General features: G+C 39.5%; 22 protein-coding genes. 12 read left to right on the top strand and 10 right to left on the bottom strand.

Features of this window, described 5'->3' with window-relative positions:
• Window positions 1-2 precede the first annotated feature (2 nt).
• The 6 genes from pstC (at window position 3) to H7U02_RS04460 (ending at window position 6,732) form a co-directional block, all read left to right on the top strand.
• On the top strand, window positions 3-917 hold the full coding sequence (gene pstC / locus H7U02_RS04485) for a phosphate ABC transporter permease subunit PstC (RefSeq protein WP_110981399.1): 915 nt from the start codon (window positions 3-5) through the stop codon (window positions 915-917).
• A complete protein-coding gene (pstA, locus tag H7U02_RS04480; protein WP_110981398.1) occupies window positions 907-1,791 on the top strand; it encodes a phosphate ABC transporter permease PstA in 885 nt (294 codons plus the stop codon). The genes pstC and pstA overlap by 11 nt, the downstream gene beginning before the upstream one ends.
• A 10-nt stretch (window positions 1,792-1,801) precedes the next feature.
• Window positions 1,802-2,605, top strand: coding sequence for a phosphate ABC transporter ATP-binding protein PstB (pstB, locus tag H7U02_RS04475; protein WP_110981397.1), 804 nt, complete (start codon window positions 1,802-1,804; stop codon window positions 2,603-2,605).
• Window positions 2,606-2,617: 12 nt separating this feature from the next.
• Entirely contained in the window at window positions 2,618-3,376 is a 759-nt protein-coding gene (gene pstB, locus H7U02_RS04470) for a phosphate ABC transporter ATP-binding protein PstB (RefSeq protein WP_110981396.1), read from the top strand.
• Between the two features lie 28 nt (window positions 3,377-3,404).
• Window positions 3,405-4,058: a phosphate signaling complex protein PhoU gene (gene phoU, locus H7U02_RS04465; RefSeq protein WP_004182526.1), complete on the top strand. Its 654-nt coding sequence runs from the start codon at window positions 3,405-3,407 to the stop codon at window positions 4,056-4,058.
• 133 nt (window positions 4,059-4,191) lie between these two features.
• The gene (locus tag H7U02_RS04460) at window positions 4,192-6,732 is read left to right on the top strand and encodes a M1 family metallopeptidase (protein ID WP_022496656.1); all 2,541 of its coding nucleotides are present in this window, start codon (window positions 4,192-4,194) and stop codon (window positions 6,730-6,732) included.
• A gap of 162 nt (window positions 6,733-6,894) precedes the next feature.
• On the opposite strand, the gene xerS is transcribed toward H7U02_RS04460, so the two are convergent.
• Complete coding sequence (gene xerS / locus H7U02_RS04455) at window positions 6,895-7,965, bottom strand: tyrosine recombinase XerS (RefSeq protein WP_201042864.1); 1,071 nt, start codon at window positions 7,963-7,965, stop codon at window positions 6,895-6,897.
• 209 nt (window positions 7,966-8,174) lie between these two features.
• Entirely contained in the window at window positions 8,175-9,164 is a 990-nt protein-coding gene (locus H7U02_RS04450) for a lipoate--protein ligase (RefSeq protein ID WP_110981394.1), read from the bottom strand.
• Window positions 9,165-9,287: 123 nt separating this feature from the next.
• Here H7U02_RS04450 and H7U02_RS04445 point away from each other — a divergent pair, with 123 nt between their 5' ends.
• The gene (locus H7U02_RS04445; protein ID WP_257056572.1) at window positions 9,288-10,415 is read left to right on the top strand and encodes a hypothetical protein; all 1,128 of its coding nucleotides are present in this window, start codon (window positions 9,288-9,290) and stop codon (window positions 10,413-10,415) included.
• A gap of 107 nt (window positions 10,416-10,522) precedes the next feature.
• Here the strand turns inward: H7U02_RS04445 and glgP are convergent, their stop codons facing one another.
• The 3 genes from glgP to H7U02_RS04430 all read right to left on the bottom strand — a co-directional run bounded on the left by glgP (window position 10,523) and on the right by H7U02_RS04430 (window position 15,543).
• On the bottom strand, window positions 10,523-12,784 hold the full coding sequence (gene glgP / locus H7U02_RS04440; protein ID WP_201042862.1) for a glycogen/starch/alpha-glucan family phosphorylase: 2,262 nt from the start codon (window positions 12,782-12,784) through the stop codon (window positions 10,523-10,525).
• 1 nt (window position 12,785) lies between these two features.
• On the bottom strand, window positions 12,786-14,285 hold the full coding sequence (gene malQ / locus H7U02_RS04435; protein ID WP_070656245.1) for a 4-alpha-glucanotransferase: 1,500 nt from the start codon (window positions 14,283-14,285) through the stop codon (window positions 12,786-12,788).
• 253 nt (window positions 14,286-14,538) lie between these two features.
• A complete protein-coding gene (locus H7U02_RS04430; protein WP_002885097.1) occupies window positions 14,539-15,543 on the bottom strand; it encodes a LacI family DNA-binding transcriptional regulator in 1,005 nt (334 codons plus the stop codon).
• Between the two features lie 180 nt (window positions 15,544-15,723).
• On the opposite strand from H7U02_RS04430, the gene H7U02_RS04425 reads away from it, so the two are divergent.
• The 5 genes from H7U02_RS04425 (at window position 15,724) to H7U02_RS04405 (ending at window position 20,685) form a co-directional block, all read left to right on the top strand.
• Entirely contained in the window at window positions 15,724-16,971 is a 1,248-nt protein-coding gene (locus H7U02_RS04425; RefSeq protein ID WP_070577217.1) for an extracellular solute-binding protein, read from the top strand.
• A 114-nt stretch (window positions 16,972-17,085) separates the two neighbouring features.
• Window positions 17,086-18,444 (top strand): carbohydrate ABC transporter permease, encoded by a 1,359-nt coding sequence (locus H7U02_RS04420; RefSeq protein WP_073949988.1) that lies wholly within the window; start codon window positions 17,086-17,088, stop codon window positions 18,442-18,444.
• Window positions 18,444-19,280 (top strand): sugar ABC transporter permease, encoded by an 837-nt coding sequence (locus tag H7U02_RS04415; protein WP_004182537.1) that lies wholly within the window; start codon window positions 18,444-18,446, stop codon window positions 19,278-19,280. The genes H7U02_RS04420 and H7U02_RS04415 overlap by 1 nt, the downstream gene beginning before the upstream one ends.
• Window positions 19,281-19,295: 15 nt before the next feature.
• On the top strand, window positions 19,296-20,432 hold the full coding sequence (locus H7U02_RS04410) for an ABC transporter ATP-binding protein (protein WP_014634479.1): 1,137 nt from the start codon (window positions 19,296-19,298) through the stop codon (window positions 20,430-20,432).
• Between the two features lie 160 nt (window positions 20,433-20,592).
• A complete protein-coding gene (locus H7U02_RS04405; RefSeq protein WP_004182539.1) occupies window positions 20,593-20,685 on the top strand; it encodes a type I toxin-antitoxin system Fst family toxin in 93 nt (30 codons plus the stop codon).
• A 146-nt stretch (window positions 20,686-20,831) separates the two neighbouring features.
• Here H7U02_RS04405 and H7U02_RS04400 read toward each other — a convergent pair whose 3' ends face one another.
• Genes H7U02_RS04400 through efeO form a run of 5 tightly spaced genes read right to left on the bottom strand, consistent with a single transcriptional unit; the run spans window position 20,832 to window position 25,491 of the window.
• Window positions 20,832-21,017, bottom strand: a complete 186-nt coding sequence (locus H7U02_RS04400) for a twin-arginine translocase TatA/TatE family subunit (RefSeq protein WP_021144181.1) — start codon at window positions 21,015-21,017, stop codon at window positions 20,832-20,834.
• Between the two features lie 12 nt (window positions 21,018-21,029).
• Complete coding sequence (gene tatC, locus H7U02_RS04395; RefSeq protein WP_201042860.1) at window positions 21,030-21,758, bottom strand: twin-arginine translocase subunit TatC; 729 nt, start codon at window positions 21,756-21,758, stop codon at window positions 21,030-21,032.
• The gene (locus tag H7U02_RS04390) at window positions 21,745-23,430 is read right to left on the bottom strand and encodes an FTR1 family iron permease (RefSeq protein WP_048675860.1); all 1,686 of its coding nucleotides are present in this window, start codon (window positions 23,428-23,430) and stop codon (window positions 21,745-21,747) included. Before H7U02_RS04390 ends, tatC begins: the two co-directional genes overlap by 14 nt.
• Complete coding sequence (efeB, locus tag H7U02_RS04385; RefSeq protein ID WP_048675863.1) at window positions 23,408-24,613, bottom strand: iron uptake transporter deferrochelatase/peroxidase subunit; 1,206 nt, start codon at window positions 24,611-24,613, stop codon at window positions 23,408-23,410. Before efeB ends, H7U02_RS04390 begins: the two co-directional genes overlap by 23 nt.
• A gap of 5 nt (window positions 24,614-24,618) precedes the next feature.
• On the bottom strand, window positions 24,619-25,491 hold the full coding sequence (efeO, locus tag H7U02_RS04380) for an iron uptake system protein EfeO (protein ID WP_110981390.1): 873 nt from the start codon (window positions 25,489-25,491) through the stop codon (window positions 24,619-24,621).
• Window positions 25,492-25,734 lie beyond the last annotated feature (243 nt).

The raw sequence follows: 25,734 nt of genomic DNA, 5'->3' as shown, positions 1-25,734 counted from the left end.
GCATGAAAAATGAAGAATTGGTGAAGCAATTAACATCACCCTCTAAAAATTCACGCCTCGAAAAGTTTGGTAAAACAATCACTTTCCTTTGCCTGGCCTTGATTGTTTTCATCGTAGCGATGATTTTACTTTTCGTTGCTCAAAAAGGGCTGGCGACTTTCTTTGTCAATAAAATTAGCTTGGTCGAGTTTCTCTTTAGTGGTGATTGGTCACCATCTGAAGGCAAATTCGGGGCTCTACCAATGATTTTGGGATCATTCGTAGTGACTTTGCTTTCAGCCTTGGTTGCAACCCCATTTGCCATTGGAGCAGCCATCTTTATGACTGAGATTTCTCCTAAAGGGGCTAAATTCCTACAACCCGCTATTGAACTTTTGGTCGGAATTCCATCCGTTGTTTATGGATTTATTGGTCTCCAAGTAGTGGTTCCATTTGTTCGCTTAATTTTTGGTGGAACAGGTTTTGGTATTCTTTCAGGTACCTTTGTCTTGTTCGTCATGATTCTACCAACCGTAACCTTTATGACAACAGATACGCTTCGTGCAGTGCCTCGTCACTATCGTGAAGCTAGTCTAGCGATGGGGGCTACACGCTGGCAAACGATTTGGCGTGTGACACTTAATGCGGCTAAACCAGGTATCTTCACGGCCGTTATCTTTGGTATGGCCCGTGCCTTTGGTGAAGCTCTGGCCATCCAAATGGTTGTCGGAAATTCCGCCGTGATTCCAACTTCTTTAACGACACCAGCAGCAACATTGACATCTGTCTTGACTATGGGAATCGGAAATACAGTCATGGGTACTGTTTCAAACAATGTCCTTTGGTCTCTCGCCCTGGTGCTCTTATTGATGAGTCTTGGTTTCAATATGTTGGTGAAATTCATTACCCGTGAGAGAAAGAGAAATTATGAACGCTAAAAAAATTGATAAAATTGCCATCAGCACACTCTATGTGATTGCTGGCATTATTGTAACAATCCTGGCCGCCTTGATTCTCTATATCTTGGTTCGCGGGATACCACACATCAGCTGGTCTTTCTTGACTAGTCAATCATCATCCTACAAAGCTGGTGGAGGAATTGGGGTTCAACTCTACAACTCATTCTTCCTATTGGTTATTACTTTGATTATTTCTGTGCCTCTTTCAATGGGAGCTGGCATCTTCTTATCAGAATATGCTAAAAAAGGACGACTTACCAACTTTGTCCGTACCTGTATTGAAATCCTATCTTCACTACCTTCAGTGGTGGTCGGACTCTTTGGTTATTTGATTTTCGTTGTCCAATTTCAATATGGATTTTCAATCCTATCAGGTGCCTTGGCCTTAACTGTCTTTAACTTGCCACAAATGACTCGTACGGTTGAAGATAGCTTAAGAACCGTTCACCATACCCAACGTGAAGCTGGCCTAGCTCTAGGTTTGTCTCGCTGGGAAACTATCTGTCACGTTGTTGTTCCAGAAGCCTTACCTGGTATTGTTACTGGTATCGTTCTTGCTTCTGGTCGTATTTTCGGAGAAGCAGCAGCGCTTATCTATACAGCAGGTCAATCTGCACCAGCACTTAACTGGAGCGACTGGAATCCGCTTAGCATCTCTAGTCCAATTTCGATTTTCCGCCAAGCAGAGACACTTGCTGTTCACATCTGGAAGGTCAACTCAGAAGGTACGACACCTGACGCCACTGCAGTATCTGCCGGTTCAGCAGCAGTGCTCTTGATTTTCATTCTGATTTTCAACTTTGGTGCACGTCGTTTGGGAGCTTACCTCCATAAGAAATTAACATCCGCTTAAAGGAGTTATTATGACAAAATATAATTGGGACGAGCGTCATATTATCACCTTCCCAGAGAAGGAGCTCGCTCTTGAAACAAGGGACTTGCATGTCTACTATGGTCAAAAAGAAGCCATCAAAGGCATTGACATGCAATTCGAGAAAAATAAAATCACAGCTCTTATTGGGCCTTCAGGATGCGGTAAATCAACTTTTCTTCGTAGTCTAAACCGTATGAATGATACGATTGATATTGCAAAGGTTACTGGACAAATCCTTTATCAAGGAGTCGATGTTAACGCAAGTAATATCAATGTTTATGAAATGCGTAAACATATTGGAATGGTTTTCCAACGTCCAAATCCATTCGCCAAGTCTATTTACAGAAATATCACCTTTGCTCACGAACGTAAAGGTGTAAGAGATAAGCAAACCTTGGACGAGATTGTTGAAACATCACTTAAGCAAGCTGGACTTTGGGATCAAGTTAAAGATGACCTTCATAAATCTGCCTTTACCCTCTCGGGTGGTCAGCAGCAACGTCTTTGTATTGCAAGAGCTATTGCCGTGAAACCGCAGATTCTCCTCATGGACGAACCTGCAGCTTCATTGGACCCTGTAGCTACTATGCAGCTCGAAGAGACCATGTTTGAACTTAAGGAAGATTACTCTATTATCATCGTGACGCACAATATGCAACAAGCAGCGCGTGCTAGTGATTATACAGCATTCTTCTACCTTGGTGATCTTATCGAATATGATGAAACCAAGAAAATCTTCCAAGATGCTGCCCTACAGTCAACCAGTGACTATGTATCAGGACGCTTTGGATAGAAAGGAGCACTTATGACTGAACCAATCATTTCAATTAATGATTTATCGGTGTATTTCAATAAGAAAAAAGCCCTCAATAATGTGACAATGGATTTCTATCCAAATGAAATCACGGCCCTTATCGGTCCTTCAGGATCCGGGAAATCAACCCTGCTCCGTTCTATCAACCGAATGGGAGATTTAAATCCCGAATGGACACTTACTGGTGCTGTTTCATACAACGGTCACAATGTCTATAGTCCTAGAACAGATACTGTTGAGCTCAGAAAAGAAATCGGAATGGTCTTCCAACAACCTAACCCTTTTCCAATGTCAATCTATGAAAACGTTGTTTACGGACTTCGTATCAATGGTATCAAAGATAAGGCTGTTCTTGATCAAGCAGTAGAAGAATCACTAAAGGGTGCTTCAATCTGGGAAGAGGTTAAAGACCGTCTCCATGACTCAGCACTTGGACTTTCAGGAGGGCAACAACAACGTGTCTGCATTGCACGAGTGCTAGCCACATCTCCAAAGGTCATCCTTCTTGACGAACCAACGTCGGCCCTCGACCCTATATCCGCTGGTAAGATTGAGGAAACCCTCTATAACCTTAAAGAACAATACACCTTGTTGCTAGTCACTCGTTCTATGCAGCAGGCAAGTCGTATCTCACAACGAACAGCCTTTTTCCTTGATGGAGAGCTCATCGAGTATTCAACAACGAAAGACATGTTCCTAAATCCACAACATAAAGAAACTGAAGATTATATTACCGGTAAATTCGGTTAAGAAAGGACAGATTACTAAAAAAATTATGATGTTACGAACTCCCTTCGAAGAAGAATTAGAAAAACTCCACAACCAATTTTACGCTATGGGTACAGAGGTTGCAGCTCAGCTTAAGAAAGCTGTACGTGCCTTTATCAGCCATGACCGTGATTTGGCTAAGGAAGTCATTGAAAATGACGAAATCGTCAATAACTACGAAACCAAACTTGAGAAAAAATCACTTGAAATTATTGCTCTACAGCAACCTGTATCAAGTGATTTGCGTACAGTTATCACCGCACTTAAAGCATCTAGCGACGTTGAGCGTATGGGTGACCATGCCGTTGCTATCGCTAAAGCAACCATCCGCATTAAAGGTGAAGAGCGTCTAACTGAAATTGAAGCTGAAATCAAGAAAATGGGGAAAGCAGTCCGCCACATGGTCGAAGATGCTCTAGATGTTTACTTGAACAGTGACGAACGACGCGCTTATGAAATCGCAGCTTCAGATGAAATCATTGATAACTATTTCCGTGATATTCAAGCTATGACAGTAGAAGGTGTTCGTAAGAATCCAGATGCTGCCTTCGCTGCCAAAGAATATTTCCAAGTACTTATGTATTTGGAACGTATCGGTGACTATGCCCGCAATCTCTGCGAGTGGGTTGTCTACCTCAAATCTGGTAAAATCATTGAACTGTAGGCAAAGCTTCCAATCTATGTTATAATGGGTTTGTATTGAATAATTCAGACCCTTTTCTTTTGTAAAAGAGTCTAATATCGAAACATTTGTCAGTCTGTTTCGATACGAAAAGTTAGATTAGGAGTATATACGTATGACAGCATCTGTTGCTCGTTTTATCGAAAGTTTCATCCCTGAAAACTACAATCTTTTCTTGGACATTAATCGTTCTGAAAAGACCTTTACAGGGAATGTTGCCATCACAGGTGAAGCCCTTGATAACCATATCTCCCTTCACCAAAAAGACCTTACCATTAGTTCCGTTCTCTTGGATAATGAATCATTGAACTTCCAAATGGATGATGCTAACGAAGCCTTCCATATTGAACTTCCAGAGACCGGTGTTTTGACGCTTGTCATTGAATTCTCTGGTCGTATTACAGATAATATGACAGGGATTTACCCATCATATTACACCTACAATGGTGAGAAGAAAGAGATTATTTCAACGCAGTTTGAATCTCATTTTGCGCGTGAAGCCTTCCCATCTGTTGATGAACCAGAAGCCAAAGCTACTTTTGATTTCTCATTGAAATTTGATGCTGAAGAAGGCGATATCGCTTTGTCAAACATGCCTGAAATCAATAGCCATTTGCGTGAAGAAACTGGGGTTTGGACATTTGAGACAACCCCTCGTATGTCAACATACCTCCTTGCCTTTGGTTTTGGAGCTCTTCAAGGTAAGACAGCGAAAACGCAAAACGGAACTGAAGTTGGTGTCTTCGCTACAGTTGCACAAGCTGAAAACAGCGTTGACTTTGCCCTTGATATTGCCGTTCGTGTCATTGATTTCTACGAAGACTACTTCCAAGTCAAATATCCTATCCCATTGTCATACCATCTGGCTCTTCCTGACTTCTCAGCAGGTGCCATGGAAAACTGGGGACTTGTTACCTATCGTGAAGTTTACCTACTAGTAGACGAAAATAGCTCAGCTGCAAGTCGTCAACAAGTAGCTCTCGTGGTTGCCCACGAATTGGCTCACCAATGGTTCGGTAACCTTGTAACGATGAAATGGTGGGATGATCTCTGGCTTAACGAGAGCTTTGCCAATATGATGGAGTATGTTTCAGTAGATGCCATTGAACCTAGCTGGAACATCTTTGAAGATTTCCAAACAACTGGTGTGCCTCATGCCCTCCAGCGTGATGCTACAGATGGTGTTCAGTCAGTCCACATGGAAGTTAATCACCCAGATGAGATTAATACCCTCTTTGATAGTGCTATCGTTTATGCTAAGGGTAGCCGTCTCATGCATATGCTTCGCCGTTGGTTAGGCGATGAAGCCTTTGCCAAAGGACTTAAAGCTTACTTCGAAAAACACCAGTACAACAACACTATTGGACGTGACCTCTGGAATGCACTCTCTGATGCTTCTGGTAAAGATGTCTCTAGTTTCATGGATACTTGGTTGGAGCAACCAGGTTACCCTGTTGTTAGTGCAGAAGTTGTTGATGACACTCTTATTCTTAGTCAAAAACAATTCTTCATTGGTGAACATGAAGATAAAGGGCGTCTTTGGGAAATTCCATTGAACACAAACTGGAAAGGACTTCCAGACACACTCTCAGAAGAGCGTATTGAGATTCCAAATTATAGCCAGCTTGCTGCTGAAAATAATGGAGCTCTTCGCCTTAATACAGCAAATACGGCACATTACATCACAGACTACCAAGGACAACTCTTGGACCAACTCTTAGAGGAATTTGCTAACCTTGATACTGTAAGTAAACTTCAAATTTTGCAAGAACGTCGTCTTCTTGCTGAAAGTGGCCGTATCTCCTATGCAAGCCTAGTGGCTCTTCTTGATCTTGTCGAAAAAGAAGAAAGCTTCTTGATCGCGCAAGCTAAGTCTCAAATCCTCGCTGGTTTGAAACGCTTTATCGATGAGGATACAGAAGCAGAAGTGCACTACAAGGCTTTGGTACGTCGTCAATTCCAAAATGACTTTGAACGTCTTGGTTTCGATGCCAAGGATGGAGAGTCAGATGAAGATGAAATGGTTCGTCAAACGGCACTAAGCTACTTGATTCAAGCAGACTATCAACCAGCAGTCCTTGCAGCTGCAAGTGTTTTCCAAGCTCATAAAGAAAACATTGAAAGCATCCCTGCAAGTGTCCGTGGTCTTGTCCTCATTAACCAAATGAAACAAGAAGACAGTCTTACCCTTGTTGAGGACTATGTCAACGCATACGTCACAACAAATGATAGTAACTTCCGTCGTCAATTAACTCAAGCAGTTTCATACCTTAAAAATCAAGAAGGCCTCGACTACGTGTTAAGTCAGCTTAAAGACAAACATGTCGTTAAACCTCAAGACTTGTATCTCTGGTATATGAATTTCCTCAGCAAATCATTTGCTCAAGAAACCGTTTGGAACTGGGCAAAAGATAACTGGGATTGGATTAAAGCAGCCCTTGGTGGTGATATGAGCTTTGATAGCTTTGTTAATATCCCAGCATCAATCTTTAAAACGCAAGAACGTCTTGATCAATATATTGCTTTCTTCGAGCCACAAACAAGTGATAAAGCCTTGGAACGTAATATCTTAATGGGAATTAAGACAATTGCCGCACGAGTAAACTTGATTGAAAAAGAAAAAGCAGCCGTTGAATCTGCTCTTAAAGATTATTAATAAGAAAAACAAGCTTTCCGTGAAGGAGAGTTTGTTTTTTGTGTATGATACTTTACATAAATATAGTTATGTATTTAAAGAAATAACAAAACGTCCTTAGCATAATTAAATTTATGTAAAATAAAAACAACCACTCCAAATAGGAATGGTTGGGATAGCCAATTATAAATTGTCTAGAGCATTTTTTTGTTCATCATTAACAATATGCGTATATAGATCAGTAACCTGAGTGGAAGCATGGCCAAGTTGATGACTCACTAAAACTTGAGACTTTGTAGCATCATAAAGGCGTGTTGCCAGAGTATGTCGAAGCTTGTGGGGAGTCACACGAATTTTGAAATCCTGAGAATATTTGGCAACCATCTTTTCGATACTTGAAGCATCAATACGGTTTGGAACCCCTCGATATTTCGTTAAAAAGAGGGCAAGGTCTTGCTTTTCAGCCTTATAGCGTTTATCACGTATACTGAGATAAGTTTCAAGATAGGGCTTTGCAAAACTTGCTACATTAACTGAGTCCCGTTTGCCACCTTTTCGAGTGACGTCGATGACCATCATTTTTAGATTGATATCTTTAAGGTCCAGATTAACAGCTTCAGAGAGTCGAACACCTGAAGCCAGTAGCAAGGCAATGATAGCCAAATCACGTTCTTTATTCTTATAAAACGAAGATTTGGCGCGATTTGAGAGCTTGACTTCGTATTCATTTTCTACATAATCTAGGAATTCCATGGTTTCATCGCCAAGAAAGAGTTTTTGTTTGATATTCTCAGCACGTGCAGCTAGAGTTTCTTTCTTTTTCTTAGTAGAAACTTTTTTCATGACGTTACGATAGAAATAAGGCTCACCATCAGGACCCTCGACCTCCTCAGTTAAATACTTATAGAGACTAGATAGAGCTGAGAGTGTGCGATTAATGGTCGTTTGAGAGACACCTTGTTTCTTGGAATAGGTATTCAAAGATGGACGTTCACGTAGATAAAGGACAAATGACTCCATATCTTTTTTAGTTAGATTTTCCAAGGTTTTGATGTCAATTGAGGCAATATCATCAGCATCTGAAATACCTGAGTCAATCAACCAATCAAAAAAGCGTTTATATTCCTTAAGGTATTCGTATAAAGTTGTAAAAGAATACGGTACCGATAGTTTAGATTGATAATACTCCAGAACAAACCAGGGCATTAGAGATTTGTATTCCTCAATTTTTTCGAGTAAGAGTTCACGTTTCATTTGTTTTTTCTCCAAAGTTACTTAATAGAAGTATATCATACCCTTATCTTTCTTTCAAGAAAATTACAGTTTTTCGGAAAGATATTATAAGGTGTTTTTTACTTAGAGGTTTTTATAGATTTACCGGCCAGCCTATCTATATAGAGACTCACTTAGTCAATGATAAAAGAAAAAACAACCTGGAGTTTTCCAGATTGTTCAAACAATGATTAAGCTACGATAGCTTTTGCAACCTCCTCGGTTGTCATACGTGAGAAATAATGTGTTGTGTCAATAGTTTTAAGTTTTGCCAAGACATCTTCGTACTCATAAGGTACACCAACCAACAAGTCTTCAATATCTGATACATCTCCGATACCAAAGAAATCTCCGTAAATCTTAACAGATTTAATGATTGAATTTTCAACGTTGGCATAGGTTGAGATTTTACCGGCTTGGTAACGAACATTACGTTCTACTGTATATTCTGGTGATTGTCCGTAAGTCCAATCCCATGTATTGAATTGTTTCTCATAAGAATCCTGAATCTTAGCCAATTCGCTTTCAGAAAGGACGTATTCTGTCATTTCTGGGTAGAATTCTTTCATTTTTTCCAAGATTTTATCTGAGAATTCATTTACAGTGATTTTTTTTGGCAATTCGTCGACGATGTTGGTCACACGAGCACGTACAGATTTAACGCCTTTTGATTCGATTTTGTCTTTGCTGACTTTAAGGGCTTGTCCAAGAACCGACATATCAACGTCAAAAAGCAAGCAACCATGGTGCATCATACGACCTTTATAGTAAGCTTGAGCATTTCCACAGAACTTTTTACCATCGATTTCAAGGTCATTACGGCCAGTAAATTCAGCCTTAACTCCCAAATCAGCAAGTGTAGCGATTACAGGTTGAGAGAAAGTCTTAAAGTCAAAAGCACCTTCATCTGCCTTATTAGAGATGATGGTATAGTTCAGGTTATTCAAATCATGATAAACAGCGCCACCACCAGACAAACGGCGAACGACCTTAATACCATGAGCATCTGTATATTCTTTGTTAATCTCTTGAATGGTATTTTGGTGCTTACCGACAATGATAGCTGGACGGTTAATCCAAAGAATGAACAATTCATCTTCATTCACCAATTCACGAAAAGCATAGGCTTCCAAAGCAATATTATAGGCAGGATCGTTTGATGTATTTACGATATATTTCATGAGGTCTCCTCTTGTAATGTGATACTTATATTATAAAGGAAAACAGTGACAAAGTACACGAAGACGCCTTAGCTATAAGGATTTTCATGATATAATAGTATAAAATATATGGGGAGTTTTGACATGATACAAAATCCTAGTAAATTGAGTCTCTTTTTCTCAAGGCTAACTAATAAAATAAATAAAAAGTTCAAAATAGCCTTAGCTCTGCTTCTTTTTGTAACCCTTGGAATTTTTCTCTATAATGCCTACCAAAGAGCTTATAAGCCTTACCTCTATGATAAGGAGAATTACTATTACAAGGCTTATCATTACAGTGTCAAGAAGATAATACCTCAAAGAAAAGTTGTCAAAGATATTGAGATTGAGGTTCTACACTTCGGAAAAGACGATTTTCCAGATGATTTGTCTGCCTATAAGGTCGGCCATTATATTGATAAAGGAATTGATCCCCGAAGACTTTTCTTACATATTACTTTTACAGATAATACCAATATGACTTTACCATTTGGACAGGTGACCTCTACTGAAAACCATTATGAAGAATATCAAAACTATTTCGATCATAAAGTTTTTGAAGTCGGTCCAGGCTTTGATAAAGAATGGTTTTCTAATGCAGAGAATTACAGACAAATAATTCAGCGTTTCCCTGGATTACATGACAAAACAATGGATGCCGACTTCGAATTATATCTAAGAGATTTTCTTTTTTTGATAGTCCCTGGGGATACCCTATATCAAACTGGAGCTGTCAAAGAAGGTGTCAGTAAATACCACTTTCAGTTGAAAAATCCTAAATCAGGAAAAATGCAAAGTTATTTTATCTATGGAAATGAAGGCAAAATTCCATTATGGGATTGGCAAACTCCCTTTGTTACTTTTGATAAAGATTTTGCTAACAAAGAAAGAATCCAGGAATTTTTCGATGACTACGAAATTAGAGAGTATGGGAATTACTGGGATGGAATGTACAATATAACGTTTCCTCACTTAAATAGCTTTAGGGGTGACAGGTACAACTTTTATAAAATGGCTTTTTACTCAGATGAATTTACAAATTTTCCACTAAGCCTTGATTTAACAGGTAAGAGCGAGAATTTTAAAATTACCATAACAGATTCATACCTACAAGAAGAATCCAGAACTGCAAAAGATCAAATCCATTATCTAAAATACTCAACATCTAAAACTTATGATGCATCAAATAAAGAAGCATATATTAATGATATATTGAATCATTATCATAAGTGACAGAATTAAATTTATGTAAACACAGCTAACCATCTAAATTAGCTGTTTTTTTCATGCAAAAAAACAAGACCATTTCTGATCTTGTTTCCTTCTATGCAACTAGATTTTTATTTTGTGTGCCAGATGTCTTTGTCATACTGTTCGATTGTACGGTCAGATGAGAAGAATCCTGCTTCAGCGATGTTGTAAACAACTTTTTTGTTCCATGCATCTTGATCTTCGTAAGCTGCGTATACTTCTTCTTTCTTGTCGATGTATTCAGCCAAGTCAATCAAAGTCATGAACCAGTCTTTAGAGATAAGTTCTTTTTGGAGACGTTCCAAGCGTTCTTTATCTCCAACTTTAACGAGGTCTTCACTTACGATAAAGTCAACAGCTGCTTTGATGTTAGCATCTTTTTCGTAGTAATCACGTGATACATAACCTTCTTTTTCGTAAAGGTCGATGATTGTATCAGAGTCTTTACCGAACGTGAAGATGTTTTCTGGTCCTACCAATTCAGCAATCTCAACGTTGGCACCGTCCATTGTACCAAGAGTGAGGGCACCGTTAAGCATGAATTTCATGTTACCTGTACCTGAAGCTTCTTTAGAAGCCAATGAGATTTGTTCTGAGATATCTGTTGCTGGAATAAGGTGTTCAGCAACTGTTACGTTGTAGTTTTCAACCAAGTGAACGTTGAGGTATTTGCTTACTTCTGGATCATTGTTGATGAGTTCAGAAAGTGACAAGATCAAGTGGATGATGTCTTGAGCAATAACGTAGGCAGGAGCTGCTTTACCACCAAAGATGATAGTGATTTTACGTTTTGGAAGGTTTCCTTTTTTGATTTCCAAGTATTTGTGGATGACATACAAAGCGTTCATTTGTTGACGTTTGTATTCGTGGAAACGTTTGATTTGAGTATCAATGATTGAGTTTTCATCAAGATCGATACCTTTGTTGGCTTTAAGATAACGTTTAAGTGACAACTTGTTATCATATTTGATTTCAGCCAAACGTTTGTGAACTGCTGGATCATCTGCAAAGGCAGCCAATTTTTCCAATTGTGTTGCGTCAGTAAGGTAACCATCACCAATTAATTCTTTGATGTAGTCAGCAAGTTCTTGGTTTGAGAATTCCAACCAACGACGGAATGTAATACCGTTTGTTTTGTTGTTGAAGCGTTCTGGGTAAAGGTCGTAGAATGGTTTCAACTCAGAAGATTTAAGGATTTCTGTGTGAAGTGCTGCTACACCGTTAACGCTTGTAGAGAAGTGGATGTCCATGTGTGCCATGTGAACACGGTTGTGTTCGTCAATGATTTGAACACGTGGATCTTCGAATTTTTCACGAATGATAGCATCCAATTTCTTGATGATAACAACAAGGTGTGGAACAACTTCTTCAAGGTAGTCAAGAGGCCATTTTTCAAGGGCTTCAGCCAAGATAGTGTGGTTTGTGTAACCAACCATTTTGCTTACGATTGCTACTGCTTCATCAAATTCAAATCCATGTTTTTCTGTCAAAAGACGGATCAATTCTGGAATTACCATTGATGGGTGAGTATCGTTGATTTGTACGTAAGCGTAATCTGGAAGGTCGTGAAGGTTAGATCCACGTTCGATAGCTTCGTCGATCAAAAGTTGAGCAGCGTTTGATACCATGAAGTATTGTTGGTAGATACGCAAGAGCTCACCTTTACGAGTTGAGTCATCAGGGTAAAGGAAAAGTGTCAAGTTCTTTTGGATTTCGTCTTGATCAAAAGTGATTCCTTTATCAATCAAATCGTAGTCCACACCATTGATGTCAAAGAGGTTAAGGTAGTTCTTAGTTTCTTTCTTATAACCCAAGATATCCAAACGATCCAAACGTGATTTCAATGTGAAGTTTTTGAATGGAACATCATAAGAGATATCAGTTGGTACCAACCATGATTGATCTTCAATCCAGTAGTTTGGTTCTGCATCTTGTTTGTTGTCTTTGAAGACTTGTTTGAAAAGACCACAGTGGTAGTTAAGACCAACACCTTCACCGTTGATGCCAAGTGTTGCCATAGAGTCGATGAAACATGAAGCCAAACGACCCAAACCACCGTTACCAAGAGATGGTTCTGGTTCAACGTCTTCAATTTCACTGATTGATTTACCAGCAGCATCCAATTCAGCTTTAACATCCTTGTAGATGCCCAAGTTGATCAAGTTGTTAGACAAAAGTTTACCAATCAAGAATTCAGCTGAGATATAGTAAACTTTACGTTTGCTATCGTTTTTTGGTTTTGGAGCAGCTGCTTCTTTTACGAATTCCAACAAAAGATAGTAGATTTCTTCGTTTGAAAGGTCCTTAAGATTTTTGTTTTTTGCTTCAACATATTGTGTAAATGTAGCCATTTTAGTTATTACCTCGATTATATCTTTCTGTAATGTCTGTCAAAAATTCTTTCTTGTCGACAGTGATTTCACCTGGGAGCATACGCCATTTCCAGTTTTCACCAACTGTGTTAGGGAAGTTTGTACGGCTATTTTCAGGTTTATCAAGGATATCCTGCATAGTCGCAATAGCTGTGTTGCTTACAGTAGCAAAGAGGGTGCGAAGAAGAGCACGTGTGATTGGTTCACCTTGACGACGGTTGATGTATGCATCAGTATAATCACGTTGCTCTTGCGTCAAGTTGTCGTACCAACCGTTGATTACTTCGTTATCATGTGTACCTGTGTAAGCGACTGAATGTTGTGTGTATACGTGTGGAATGTCTATGCTGTTTCCAGTAGTATCGTAGAATCCAAATTGAACGATCTTCATTCCAGGGTAACCACAGTCTGCAAGAAGTTTACGTGTCTTATCATCAATGTTACCAAGGTCTTCGGCAATGATTTTAAGATCACCCAATTCTTCTTTAACCACTTTGAAAAGGTCATAACCAGGTCCAGGAACCCATTCACCATTTTCAGCAGTTTCATCACCTCCAGGAATTTCCCAGAAGTCAGAGAACCCTTTGAAGTGGTCAATACGCAAGTAATCATAAAGTTTAAATGATTCTTGAATACGGAATACCCACCAAGCATAATTTTCAGCTTTGTGTTTATCCCAAGCATAGATTGGGTTACCCCAAAGTTGACCAGTTGCTGAGAAGTTATCAGGTGGAACTCCTGCAATGTAACGCGGTTTACATTCAGCGTCTAGTTTGAAGAGATGTGGTTGAGTCCAAACTTCAACACTATCAGCTGAAATGTAGATTGGCATGTCACCGATGATTTGAATACCATTTTTGTTAGCATAAGCTTTTAGTTCTGCCCATTGGCTAAAGAAGAGGTATTGTACCACTTGGTGATATGTGATAACATCAGCAAGTTCTTTGCGAAGTTTCTCAAGAGTTGCTTCATCGCGTTTAACTGCTTTTTTATCATCCCAATCTTGAAGTGCTTTGTTATCGAAGTGTTCTTTGATAGCCATGAAATCAGCATAATCAGCTAACCAGTTAGCATTTTTAGTTTTAAAAGCTTCGAATCTTTTAGTTTCTTTCTTATCTGCTAAAATTGCTTTAACTGCTTTTTCAAGAATTGGACGACGTGCTTCGTAAACTTTAGCATAGTCAATAAACTCAGGATCTGACCCAAAGTCAGCGTCTTTAACATCAGCTTTAGTTAAAAATTTGTCACGAATAAGGAAATCCAAATCGATAAAGTGTGTATTTCCTGCTACCGCTGAGAATGATTGGTAAGGTGAATCCCCATAACTTGTTGTAGTAAGTGGCAAAATCTGCCAGAAAGTTTGTTTTGTTTCTTTTAAGAAATCAACAAAGTCATAGGCTGCTTGACCGAAAGACCCGATCCCGTAGTCACCTGGAAGTGATGTGATGTGCATCAAAACACCGCTTGCTCGTTTGTTCATAACGTTTACCTCAAATTATTTTTTACACTTATTATTATAATGCAAACGTTTGCATTAGTCAAGAATTTTTAACAAAAAAATAGATTTTTTTTTATTTTTTCTTGAATAATTGTTCGCAAAACAAACGCTTACAATTTGAGAGAGTGTTTTTAAGCCGAGGCTTCTAGTAAATTCCGGAAAATAGTCATCTTACATAAAATAAAAAAGTAGCCGGCTAATTTACTAACCAACTACTTAGATTCTCCTTAAGATATTATGAATGCGTTAAGACGCTTTCTCTTTCTATAAGTTTAAATGGAATGATGACTTTCTGTGACTTGTTCTTAGTTGACTTAAGGAGTCCCATAAGACTTTGTACACTTTCTTTAGCAAGTTCTTGGATATTAATATCAAAAGTGGTCAAGAACGGATGCATGATTTCTGCAAAAGTAGAATTATTGAAAGAAATAATGGCATAATCTTCAGGTACTCTAATTCCTTGATTGTTTAGCCATTGAATGAGACGAAGGGCGATAAGGTCATCCTTGACAATCAAAGCTGTCGGAGAAAATCTATCTAATTCCTTCTTTAGCTTATCGATTGTTTTAGATGAAAATACAAGTTCAGGTAAGATTTCTAATTCTAGTTCATCTGCTGCTTCTTTATAACCTCGATAACGTTCCTGTCCCACTTGACCAAAAAGGTCATCCGTAATAAAACCTATTTTTTTATGACCATGAGATGATAAATAAGTCACTGCTTCCTTACCTAAGGCCTTATTGTCATTATCGATGTAGGTAACCTTATCTTTTGTATCACCTGCAGCTCCAATGACGACAAAAGGAACTTTTTCTTTTAGGAGATAGGATTTAACAGGATCATTCTTCTCAGAGTAGAGAATAATGAAACCATCAGCTCGTTTTTGGCGATGCATGAGTTCGACTTGTTTAACTAATTCATCCAAACTAGCACCTGTGGCAATACTGACGACCTGAGAATTGCGACTTGCTTCTTCATTAATTGCTGTTAGAATTTCCATATAGAAGGGTTGACTGATATTTTCTCTATTCGCCAAAGGAGGAAGAATCACACCTAAACTATGAGTTAAGCCAGTTGCCAACATCTGAGCTGCAAGATTGGGGACATAACCTAATTCATCCATAGCCGCCCGCACCTTGTTTTTTGTTTCTTCAGAAATGGCTGGATTATCTTTTAAGGTCCTACTAACCGTTGAAGGACTTACTCCTGCTTTTTGGGCAACATCCTTAATTGTAGCCATTATTTTCCTCTCATTCTAATAAATATTTATAGTCGTAAAATACAAGAACAATTATAACCGAAACAATTTAGTTTTGCAATCGTTTGCACAAAGTTAAAAATTTTTTTATAAAATACTTGACAGATTGTGGAAACGGTTGCATAATGTTTATCGTAAACTAAATTTCTGGAGGAAATAGAAATGAAAAAATGGCAAAAGGTATTACTTGGTAGTGCTGGATTACTTGTGGCTGGATCGCTCTTGGTAGCTTGTGGCTCAAACTCAAGCAAGAGCTCAAGCTCAGATAGCAAGACTTTGAAACTTTGGGTACCAACTGGTGCTAAGAAATCTTACTCAGATACAGTAGCACAGTTTGAAAAGAAATCTGGTTACAAAGTTGATATGGTTGAAATGGAAGATCCAAATGCTCAAGAAAACTTGACTAAGGACGCTTCTACTGCTGCAGATGTCTTCTCACTTCCACATGACCAACTCGGTAAATTGGTAGACGCTGGAGCTATCCAAGAAATCCCAGAGCAATACTCAAAAGAAATTGCTGAGCAAGATACTGAACAAGCTGCTGTAGGTGCTCAATACAAAGGTAAAACTTACGCCTTCCCATACGGTATCGAAACTCAAGTTACATACTACAACAAATCTAAACTTAATGAAGAAGATGTGAAATCATATGAAACAATCACTTCTAAAGCTAAATTTGGTAGCAACTTGAAAGAAGTTAATGCTTATGTAACTGGTCCTCTCTTCCTTTCAGTTGGTGACACACTCTTTGGCTCTAACGGTGAAGATGTTAAAGGGACTAACTGGGGCAATGAAGCTGGTGTGAACGTTCTTAAATTCATCGCAGCTCAAAAAGACAACAAAGGATTTGTTAATGTTGATTCAGCTAACATGATGGCTAAATTCGAAGATGGTTCTGTTGATGCTTTCCAATCAGGACCATGGGACTACGCTGCAGCTGCTAAAGCTGTCGGTAAAGACAATCTTGGTATTGCTGTTTACCCAACAGTTAATATCGGTGGTCAAGACGTTCAACAAAAAGCCTTCATGGGTGTAAAACTTTACGCAGTTAACCAAACACCATCTAAAGGTAACGCTGAACGTATTGCTGCTTCTTACCAATTGGCACAAGCTTTGACAAGCAAAGACAGTCAAAATAACCAATTCACTAATGAAGACCGTCACATCATCCCAGCCAACAAAGAAGTTCAAGCTTCTGAAGCTGTTCAAAAGGATGCACTTGCACAAGCTGTAATTACTATGGGTTCATCTGAGCAGTACACAACTGTTATGCCTAAACTTAGTCAAATGTCAGTCTTCTGGACTGAAAGTGCTGCTCTTATGAGTGACGCTTATAACGGTAAAATCAAGGAAGACCAATTCCTTACTAAATTACAACAATTTGATAAAGATTTGGCAGCGGCTAAATAAGAATCCTAACAATGACAAGGTAAAGAGGTGGGTCAAGTTCCTATCCTCTTTATCTTTTATTTGTAGACAAAATAGAAACCATCACTAATCACACATTTATCTGAGGAGATATCTATGTCACAAACAATCTACGACACAACTCCTATGCGCCAAGTCTTCAAAGAAGGTACATGGGATGTCAAATTATCCTTTCTGGTAATGGGATTAGCAAACTTGGTTAACAAACAGTTTACCAAGGGATTGCTTTTCCTCTTTTCTGAGATTGCCTTCTTAGTAGCATTCGTTATCCAAATTGTCCCAGCTCTTCAAGGAATGATTACTTTGGGAACTCAAGAACAAGGTGAGGCCGTTAAAGAGGTTAATGGCGTTAAACTTACAGTTCAGGTTGCTGGAGATAATTCAATGCTTATGTTGATTTTTGGACTTGCGTCATTAATCTTCTGTGCAGTCTTCGCTTATATTTACTGGTGTAACCTTAAAAGCGCTCGACATCTCATGGCCCTCAAACAGTCTGGACGTAAAGTTCCTAACTTTATCGAAGACTTCAAGACCTTGGCTGATGGCCGTTTCCACATGGGTCTTATGACTGTCCCACTGATTGGAGTTTTGCTCTTCACAATCTTGCCTTTGATCTACATGATCTGTTTGGCCTTTACTAACTTTGACCACAATCACCCAGCACCTAAATCACTCTTTGACTGGGTTGGTTTCTCAAGTTTTGGTGAAGTCTTACAAGGTCGTATGGCTGGTACTTTCTTCCCACTTTTGACATGGACCTTGATTTGGGCAGTTGCTGCAACAGCAACAACTTTCTTCTTCGGTATTGTCCTTGCTCTCTTGCTCAACACTAAAGGGCTTAAATTCAAGAAAGTATGGCGTACTCTCTTTGTTATCACTATCGCCGTTCCTCAGTTCGTATCCCTTCTTTTGATGCGTAACTTCCTTAATGACCATGGGCCTTTGAATGGTTTACTTCAAACCTTGCATCTTACTAATGGACCAATTCCATTCTTGACTGACCCTCTCTGGGCTAAGTTCTCTATTATCTTTGTAAATATGTGGATTGGTATTCCGTTCACAATGTTGGTCGCAACTGGTATCATCATGAACTTGCCAACTGAGCAGATTGAAGCTGCTGAAATTGATGGAGCAAGCAAATTCCAAATTTTCAAGAGCATCACTTTTCCACAAATTCTCTTGATTATGGCACCATCGTTGATTCAACAATTCATTGGTAATATCAATAACTTCAACGTTATCTACTTCCTTACTGGTGGTGGACCTACTAACTCTGAATACTATCAAGCGGGTTCAACTGACCTCTTGGTAACTTGGCTCTACAAACTGACTGTTAGCGCTAAAGACTACAACTTGGCATCTGTTATCGGTATCTTGATTTTCGCCATCTCTGCAACATTCAGTCTCTTGGCCTACACAAGATCATCTTCATTCAAGGAAGGGGCTGCTAAATAATGAAACGTAAGAAAAATCTTTACCTAACTGGTACTTATATTCTATTGACAGTTCTAGCTGTCATCTGGTTGATCCCTATTATTTGGATCTTCCTTACAAGTTTCCGTGGTGAAGGAGCTAATGCGGTGCCTTACTTCTTCCCTAAGACTTACACTTTTAATAACTACATTAAACTGTTTACCAGCGATGCTTACCCATTTGGAAAATGGTTCATCAATACTTTCATCGTTGCCACATGTACATGTATCCTCTCAACTTTGATTACCGTAGGTATGGCCTACTCACTTAGCCGTATTAAATTCAAACACAGAAATGGCTTCTTGAAATTGGCACTTGTACTTAACATGTTCCCTGGATTCATGTCAATGATTGCGGTCTACTACATTTTGAAGGCCCTCAATTTGACACAAACCTTGACATCTTTGGTCTTGGTATATTCTGCTGGGGCAGCTCTTGGATTCTACATTGCGAAAGGTTTCTTTGATACCATTCCTTACTCTTTGGATGAATCAGCAATGATTGATGGGGCAACTCGACTTCAAATCTTCACTAAGATTACCTTGCCACTTTCTAAACCAATCATCGTCTACACTGCCCTCATGGCCTTCATGGGACCTTGGGTAGACTTCATCTTTGCATCTGTTATCCTCGGCGACGTTAAAGATAAATATACGGTTGCCCTTGGACTCTACCAAATGCTTAACCAAGACGCTATCAATGAATGGTTCCTTCCATTTACCGCAGGTGCTATTATCATCGCCATCCCAATCACCCTTCTCTTTATCTTCATGCAGAAATACTATGTTGAAGGTGTAACCGGCGGATCAGTTAAATAATAAAGGATAAATGATATGACAACTCTTAAACTGGATAAAATTTACAAAAAATACCCAAATGCAACTCACTACTCTGTCGAAGATTTCAGTATCGACATCAAAGACAAGGAATTCATCGTTTTCGTAGGTCCTTCAGGATGTGGTAAATCAACAACTCTCCGTATGGTTGCTGGTCTCGAAGAAATCACAGAAGGTAAACTCTATATCGATGGTGAGGTGGTTAATGACAAATCACCAAAAGATCGTGACATTGCCATGGTATTCCAAAACTACGCACTTTACCCTCACATGACTGTTTATGAAAATATGGCCTTTGGTCTTAAACTTCGTAAATATAAAAAAGATGATATCGACAAACGTGTCCGTGAAGCTGCTGCTAGCCTTGGTTTGACTGAGTTCTTAGATCGTAAGCCTGCAGACCTCTCTGGTGGTCAACGTCAACGTGTAGCTATGGGACGTGCTATCGTTCGTGATGCTAAAGTCTTCCTCATGGACGAACCACTCTCAAACTTGGATGCTAAGCTTCGTGTGACCATGCGTGCTGAAATTGCTAAAATTACTCGCAATATTGGTGCAACTACTATCTACGTTACCCACGACCAAACAGAAGCTATGACTCTTGCTGACCGTATCGTTATCATGAGTTCTACTAAAAATCCTGATGGTTCTGGTACTATCGGTCGTATCGAACAAATTGGTACCCCTCAAGAACTTTATAATGAGCCAGCCAATAAATTTGTTGCCGGATTCATCGGAAGTCCTGCTATGAACTTCTTTAATGTTAAGGTTGATGGTAACCGCATTACTAACTCTGAAGGTTTGGATATTGCAATCTCTGAGGGTCAAGCTAAAATCTTGAAAGAGACAGGGTATCAAGGCAATGAAGTAATCTTTGGTATCCGTCCTGAAGATGTTTCAAGCCGTCCAATTGTTCAAGAAGTTTATCCAGATGCCAATGTAGATGCTGAAGTCGTCGTTTCAGAGCTTCTTGGTGCAGAAACAATGCTCTACCTAAAACTTGGAGAAACTGAGTTTGCTGCCCGTGTTGATGCGCGTGACTTCCATAATCCAGGTGAAAAAGTTAACCTTACTTTCAACGTTGCTAAAGGTCACTTCTTCGACGCTGAAACAGAAAAACGTATCAGTTTGTAAGATAAAAAAATCAGCCCTCTTGAGCTGATTTTTTGTTTGGCATGATTAAACCACATTCTAACTGATACTTCCTATCACTCACTAAACATATCTCTTTCAATCTATGATATAATATCCTTTGGCACCTCGACACCGCCTACGAAGGGAGGTGAGTTTGCCTATGATGGATTTACTATTCAAAACTATCATCGGACCTATTGTGGTCGGTGTTATCCTTCGTCTAATCGACAAGTGGTTAAACAAGGATAGATAGTGCTAAAAAAGACCCCGAGCTTATGTGGAAGTTAGCTTGGGGTCTTTTCTTGCCTATGATATAGACTTACTATTCAATACAAGTGTATTATGTCATAAAAGCTTAGAATTGTCAAGAAACTTGAAGATAACCTTTAGATAGAGATCTTAGTCTTTAGTCTTGTCTTCTTCGTCTTTTTTATCATCAGTCTTATTTACCGCTGCTTTAAATTCTGCTAACATTTTACCGATAGATTGTCCAAGTTCTGGCAAGCGTTTAGGACCAAAGATGAGGAGGGCTCCTAGGACGATAATGATAAGTCCTGGAGCTCCGATATCACGTAGAATTCCCATGAAATCTCCTTTCTATTTATCTTTATATTTTCTTTGTTTACGTTTATAAATGAGCTTACTAAGAGCTACGCTAACTTCATAGAGTAAGATTAAGGGAGCAGTCATGGCCAAGTCACTAATAAAGTCGGCTGGTGTCAGAACGACTGCCAATACCAAGAGAATGAAGTAAGCATAGCGTCTATAGCGTGTCAGAAATACTGGTGTCAATATACCTATAGAGGTTAGGAAACTAACAACTACGGGAAGTTCAAAGAGAACAGCCAAAGGCACTGTCGTATGCAGTAAAAAACTAAGGTAGTTTTGTGCTGTAATTTGTGTATCAAAGAGTCCTTCACCTAGCTTTAAAAGCACTTCTAAGATAGCTGGACTCACAAAATTATAACCAAAGGCCAAACCCAATACAAAACAGACAAAAGTTGCTGGAATATAGGCAAAGATGGCACGCGCTTCATTATCCCTCAAACCAGGTTTTACAAACTGCCAAATCTGGTAGGTGGTAAAGGGCAAAGTGACCGTAACAGCCATGAGACTGGCTAAGTTAATGTAAATCCAGAGAATATCGTTAGGACCAAGAACCAATAAGGGCTTATCAAATCCTCTGGTTAGATAAGCATAGAGTTGCCCAGCAAACAACAGAGTAATACAAAAAACTAGGAAAAAGCACAACACTACTGCAATGAAACGTCTCCGAAATTCCACCAGATGCTCAACAATGGTCATCTCGTCCTTACTTCTTGCCATGCTGTTTCACCGTTACAAAGGCAATGATAGCAATAAAGATAAGTTGTGGAATTAGGACTTCCCAGCTTGGATAGATACCAGCCCAATCAATGGTTGGGAAACCACTAATCAAATGATTGGACATCATATTAGTCAACTGAAGGGCATGAATGCTGACACCGAGCATCTTGAAGGCCAAGGCATAAATCAACCAGGTCAAAATAAAGAAGATACGATGTGGTTTAATATAGTGACTAGCTTTAGTCATAGCAACGGCAATAATAACAAGAACTGCAATGGCTAAAGCAATACCAATCAAGAAATTAGCTGTCGTGATACGTGGGATAATACCAACATAGAAAAGAATGGTCTCGGCACCTTCACGGAAGACAGCCAAGAAACTAAGGGCAAACATAGATACAAAACTTCCAGTAGCCGTCACTGTCTTCATCTGACGGTCCATAAAGTCATTCCACTGTTTGACTGAAGACTTGCTATGAAGCCAAATACCAATCAGAATCATCATCGCAACTGCAAAGATACCAACGCCACCTTCAATAATTTCTCGGTTAGAGCCCGAAGTTACGGCTGGAAAAACAACTTGTAAGATAACAGCTATAACTGCGCTGGCAAGAACACCAGCAATGGCTCCGCCATAAACCCATTTGAGTCCCTTACGCATCTTAGCTGCCTTAAGAGTTGTCACAAGAGCCATGACGATGAGGAGGGCTTCAACCCCTTCACGCAAGAGAATCAACATGGCATCAAATGCATTATAAGAAGCACTGGTATCGATAGCTGATAGGTCTGTAATTAAGGCTTGCAGTTTGTCCTGATAAGCTTTTTCTTTCCCCTTAACCATGATAACCGGTGTTTCACTCTCCACGCGCGTATAGAGGCTTGGGTTAGTCGTGCTCACGTCACCTTCAATGGTTGGCCAGATAGTGATGAACTTCTTCATAGTTGCCGCAGCCGTTTTTTCATCACCTGATTGGAATTGACCGAGAGCTTTTTCCAAGAGCTTAATACCATCTTTTAGGGTTAAACTTGAGCTTGTGCTATCAAGAGGGACGCCCTTGATAAAGTCATCAATCCCACCCTTGAGATCATCATAGGATGACTGGATGCTGGTGAAATCAGTAGGCTCCGTCTCAATACTGCTTCGCAAAAGTGAAATAGCCGTCTCAATCTTGCCGTAGTAGGCAGTACTGTGGTCACGGACAACAGCTTCATTTCGCGTCCAAGCATTATTCAATTCGCCATAAGTTTTGCGGGTCTCAGCTAGGTCTTTAGCCGTAATGGCATCCTGTAAATTCTTGAAATAAGGATTGAGACGGGTCTCAAGTTTTTCCTTTTCGGCATCCAAGTCAACAGGATTTTGCTCTTTCTCAAATTTAAGAAGGGCTGACGAGATAGAGGTTAGGTCTTCTTCTGTCACGTCACCTTTAATATCAAGAGCCTTGCTAACTTTTTTACCAGCCTTGGAATCGTGATTTTCTTTAGTTTCGAAATCAGTTTTAATCTCACCAACTAATTCCTTAGCTTTTGCTTGATCCTTGTTTTGAACAGCTGTTGTTGCATCTGTGATTTTGATATAGAGATCACTATAGGATTCAGCAGCAACTGGATAGGACCAGAATAGAGCTAAAAGTCCAAGCAAAACGAGGAGTTTATTCAAAGAGTGCTTGACCAAGGTAGCCTCCTTTCTCCACGCCAGCAAAGCAAGCAAAGAGCCCACTTCCGATATGGGTGATGTACTCATTCATCTTGTCTACAGCACCAAGATTGGTCTGTATTTTGACAAAACGGTCTGGGTCCTTCTGGTAGGCAATGAAAATCAAGCCTGCATCAAACTGGCCAGTTCTCTCATCAATGCCATCAGAATAAGAATAGGAACGACGTAAGATAGGAAGATCTACTTCTTTAGCCAAACGGACATGCGAATCGACTGGTAGTTTTGACAGATCTACTTCGTCAAACTCATCTTTCTTACCAAAGGGAGCACCTGATTCCTTATAGCGGCCAAAGGTGTTTTCCTGCTCCTGCAAATTGGTACGATCCCAAGTCTCCAAGTGCATCTGTACTAGACGAAGAGCCATATAAGAACCACCCTTCATCCAATCTTTACTATCAGTCCAGACAACCTTGTCGAATTCCTTTTCCGTCGTAACATTGGCAGTACCGTCCTTAAAACCAAAGAGATTTCGCGGCGTCTCCTTACGATCTCCGATGGCTGCAAAACCAGATTTGCTCCACTTCATGGTGATTTTATTACGACCTTTGCGGATCAGATTTCGAACAGCATGGAAGGCTACCTGTTCATCGTCCGCACAGGCTTGTATGACGATATCTCCGCCTGTATACTTGTCCTGCAACTGCTCCTTTGGAAATGGAGGTAAATCACGGAAGAGCTTAGGACGCTTGGATTCCAAGCCAAGTTTTTTAAGAAAATCAGCCGAAACACCAAAAGTCAGGCTCAAGCGATAGGGGTTGAGTCCCACTGTTTCACCTGTATCTGTTGGAGGTAAGAGGGCATTGGAACCATCTTTTTTGACCAGCTCTCCTTCGACCAATTTACTACTATAGTCTGTCCAGTCTTTAAAGAGTTGGATCACTTCTTTTTTATCAGTTGTATGAAGATCTAGAACCACCAAGTAGCAAGCCTTCTGCATGGGAGTCGTAATCCCAGCTTGGTGCTTACCAAAGAAGCTAATATCTTCATCCCCATCAAGGGCTTTTTTTGTTGAACTATCCTGATTAGCGAAAAAAGCAGATGCACCAGAAAGACCAAGCGCAAGCCCAGCCCCTCCAATACCTGCTTTTTTAAGAAATTCACGACGGTCCATTTTTTTATCTAAAAATTTTTCGTCAGTCATTTTTCTTATTTCCCATCTAGGATAACACCCATTTGTGATAATGGTTCACCAAGTTTAGTTACAGCTTCGGCCAATTCCTTAGTATCTGCCTCACTCAAATCTGTATAAGACTTATAGTTTTTCTCATCAGTCATGTGTTTGTCCAAAAGACCATTGACATTCTTGAATTCTGTTTCCAAAGTCTTAACAAGCTTAGCATCTTTCTTTTGAATCAATGGCTTGAAGAGTTCAAAGATTTTTTCTGCCCCTTCAATATTGGCACGGAAGTCGTAAAGATCGGTGTGTGAGAAGACTTCTTCTTCACCTGTAATCTTTTGAGTAGCAACTTCATTAAGAAGGTCTACAGCACCCGTCAGCATGATATCTGGAGTAACTTTAACAGTTGCAATTTTAGCTTTGAGTTCCTTAATATCGTTAACCAACTTATCTACATAGGTATCAGTACCCTCTGTCGTGTTGTCTTGCCACATGATACGTTCGATACGGTGGAACCCTGACCAACCGTCTTCTGATTTATTTTCGTCCATGTAATCAACCAAACGGTAGTCGATTTTCACGTCAGACTCACCAAAGCTTTCTGCAATCGGCTCTGAACGCTCGTAAGCCATACGAATCAATGGGTATTGTTTCTTAGCTTCTTCAAGATTTCCTGACTTGAGGGTTTCACTGAATCCTTCAGTATCTTTCAAAAGCTGATCAATTTCGCCTTCTACGAAAGTCTTGTAATCACTTGTGGCCTGCTTCAATTGCTTTTGCTCACTGGCTGTGAGTTTTGAGCTAGTTGAACTTGAATGACTTGAATTACCAGATTTGGCACAAGCCGTCAATAAAAGTCCTGATGCCAAAAGAACAACACCAAGTTTGCTAAGTTTTTTCATGAATGTCTCCTATTTTCAAGATAGTGTTCGACATTTGTCGTTATATATGTGAATCGTCGTTTTATCATTAATAAAAAACGAACGATGATAAGTCAATAATGATCTCTCGTATGTAAGAGAACAATATCTAAACTAACAGAAGAAACCAGCACTGTCAACGGTTTTAGGCTATTTAAGAACTATTCTAAAGAGCAGATAAGAATGATTCTAAATAAAAGAAAAACAACAGGAAATAACCTGTTG

The organism is Streptococcus sp. 3.1, from assembly GCF_016648915.1.
In the GTDB taxonomy this organism is placed as follows: Bacteria; Bacillota; Bacilli; order Lactobacillales; family Streptococcaceae; genus Streptococcus; species Streptococcus salivarius_E.
The sequence above is the reverse complement of the archived record's forward strand: the minus strand, read 5'-3'. Positions and strand labels throughout refer to the sequence as shown.

Excerpts from the sequence above, each read along its gene's own strand:
- pstC (WP_110981399.1), top strand. The coding sequence starts at position 3 with ATGAAAAATGAAGAATTGGTGAAGCAATTAACATCACCCTCTAAAAAT.
- pstA (WP_110981398.1), top strand. The coding sequence starts at position 907 with ATGAACGCTAAAAAAATTGATAAAATTGCCATCAGCACACTCTATGTG.
- pstB (WP_110981397.1), top strand. The coding sequence starts at position 1,802 with ATGACAAAATATAATTGGGACGAGCGTCATATTATCACCTTCCCAGAG.
- pstB (WP_110981396.1), top strand. The coding sequence starts at position 2,618 with ATGACTGAACCAATCATTTCAATTAATGATTTATCGGTGTATTTCAAT.
- phoU (WP_004182526.1), top strand. The coding sequence starts at position 3,405 with ATGTTACGAACTCCCTTCGAAGAAGAATTAGAAAAACTCCACAACCAA.
- H7U02_RS04460 (WP_022496656.1), top strand. The coding sequence starts at position 4,192 with ATGACAGCATCTGTTGCTCGTTTTATCGAAAGTTTCATCCCTGAAAAC.
- xerS (WP_201042864.1), bottom strand. The coding sequence starts at position 7,965 with ATGAAACGTGAACTCTTACTCGAAAAAATTGAGGAATACAAATCTCTA.
- H7U02_RS04450 (WP_110981394.1), bottom strand. The coding sequence starts at position 9,164 with ATGAAATATATCGTAAATACATCAAACGATCCTGCCTATAATATTGCT.
- H7U02_RS04445 (WP_257056572.1), top strand. The coding sequence starts at position 9,288 with ATGATACAAAATCCTAGTAAATTGAGTCTCTTTTTCTCAAGGCTAACT.
- glgP (WP_201042862.1), bottom strand. The coding sequence starts at position 12,784 with ATGGCTACATTTACACAATATGTTGAAGCAAAAAACAAAAATCTTAAG.
- malQ (WP_070656245.1), bottom strand. The coding sequence starts at position 14,285 with ATGAACAAACGAGCAAGCGGTGTTTTGATGCACATCACATCACTTCCA.
- H7U02_RS04430 (WP_002885097.1), bottom strand. The coding sequence starts at position 15,543 with ATGGCTACAATTAAGGATGTTGCCCAAAAAGCAGGAGTAAGTCCTTCA.
- H7U02_RS04425 (WP_070577217.1), top strand. The coding sequence starts at position 15,724 with ATGAAAAAATGGCAAAAGGTATTACTTGGTAGTGCTGGATTACTTGTG.
- H7U02_RS04420 (WP_073949988.1), top strand. The coding sequence starts at position 17,086 with ATGTCACAAACAATCTACGACACAACTCCTATGCGCCAAGTCTTCAAA.
- H7U02_RS04415 (WP_004182537.1), top strand. The coding sequence starts at position 18,444 with ATGAAACGTAAGAAAAATCTTTACCTAACTGGTACTTATATTCTATTG.
- H7U02_RS04410 (WP_014634479.1), top strand. The coding sequence starts at position 19,296 with ATGACAACTCTTAAACTGGATAAAATTTACAAAAAATACCCAAATGCA.
- H7U02_RS04405 (WP_004182539.1), top strand. The coding sequence starts at position 20,593 with ATGATGGATTTACTATTCAAAACTATCATCGGACCTATTGTGGTCGGT.
- H7U02_RS04400 (WP_021144181.1), bottom strand. The coding sequence starts at position 21,017 with ATGGGAATTCTACGTGATATCGGAGCTCCAGGACTTATCATTATCGTC.
- tatC (WP_201042860.1), bottom strand. The coding sequence starts at position 21,758 with ATGGCAAGAAGTAAGGACGAGATGACCATTGTTGAGCATCTGGTGGAA.
- efeB (WP_048675863.1), bottom strand. The coding sequence starts at position 24,613 with ATGACTGACGAAAAATTTTTAGATAAAAAAATGGACCGTCGTGAATTT.
- efeO (WP_110981390.1), bottom strand. The coding sequence starts at position 25,491 with ATGAAAAAACTTAGCAAACTTGGTGTTGTTCTTTTGGCATCAGGACTT.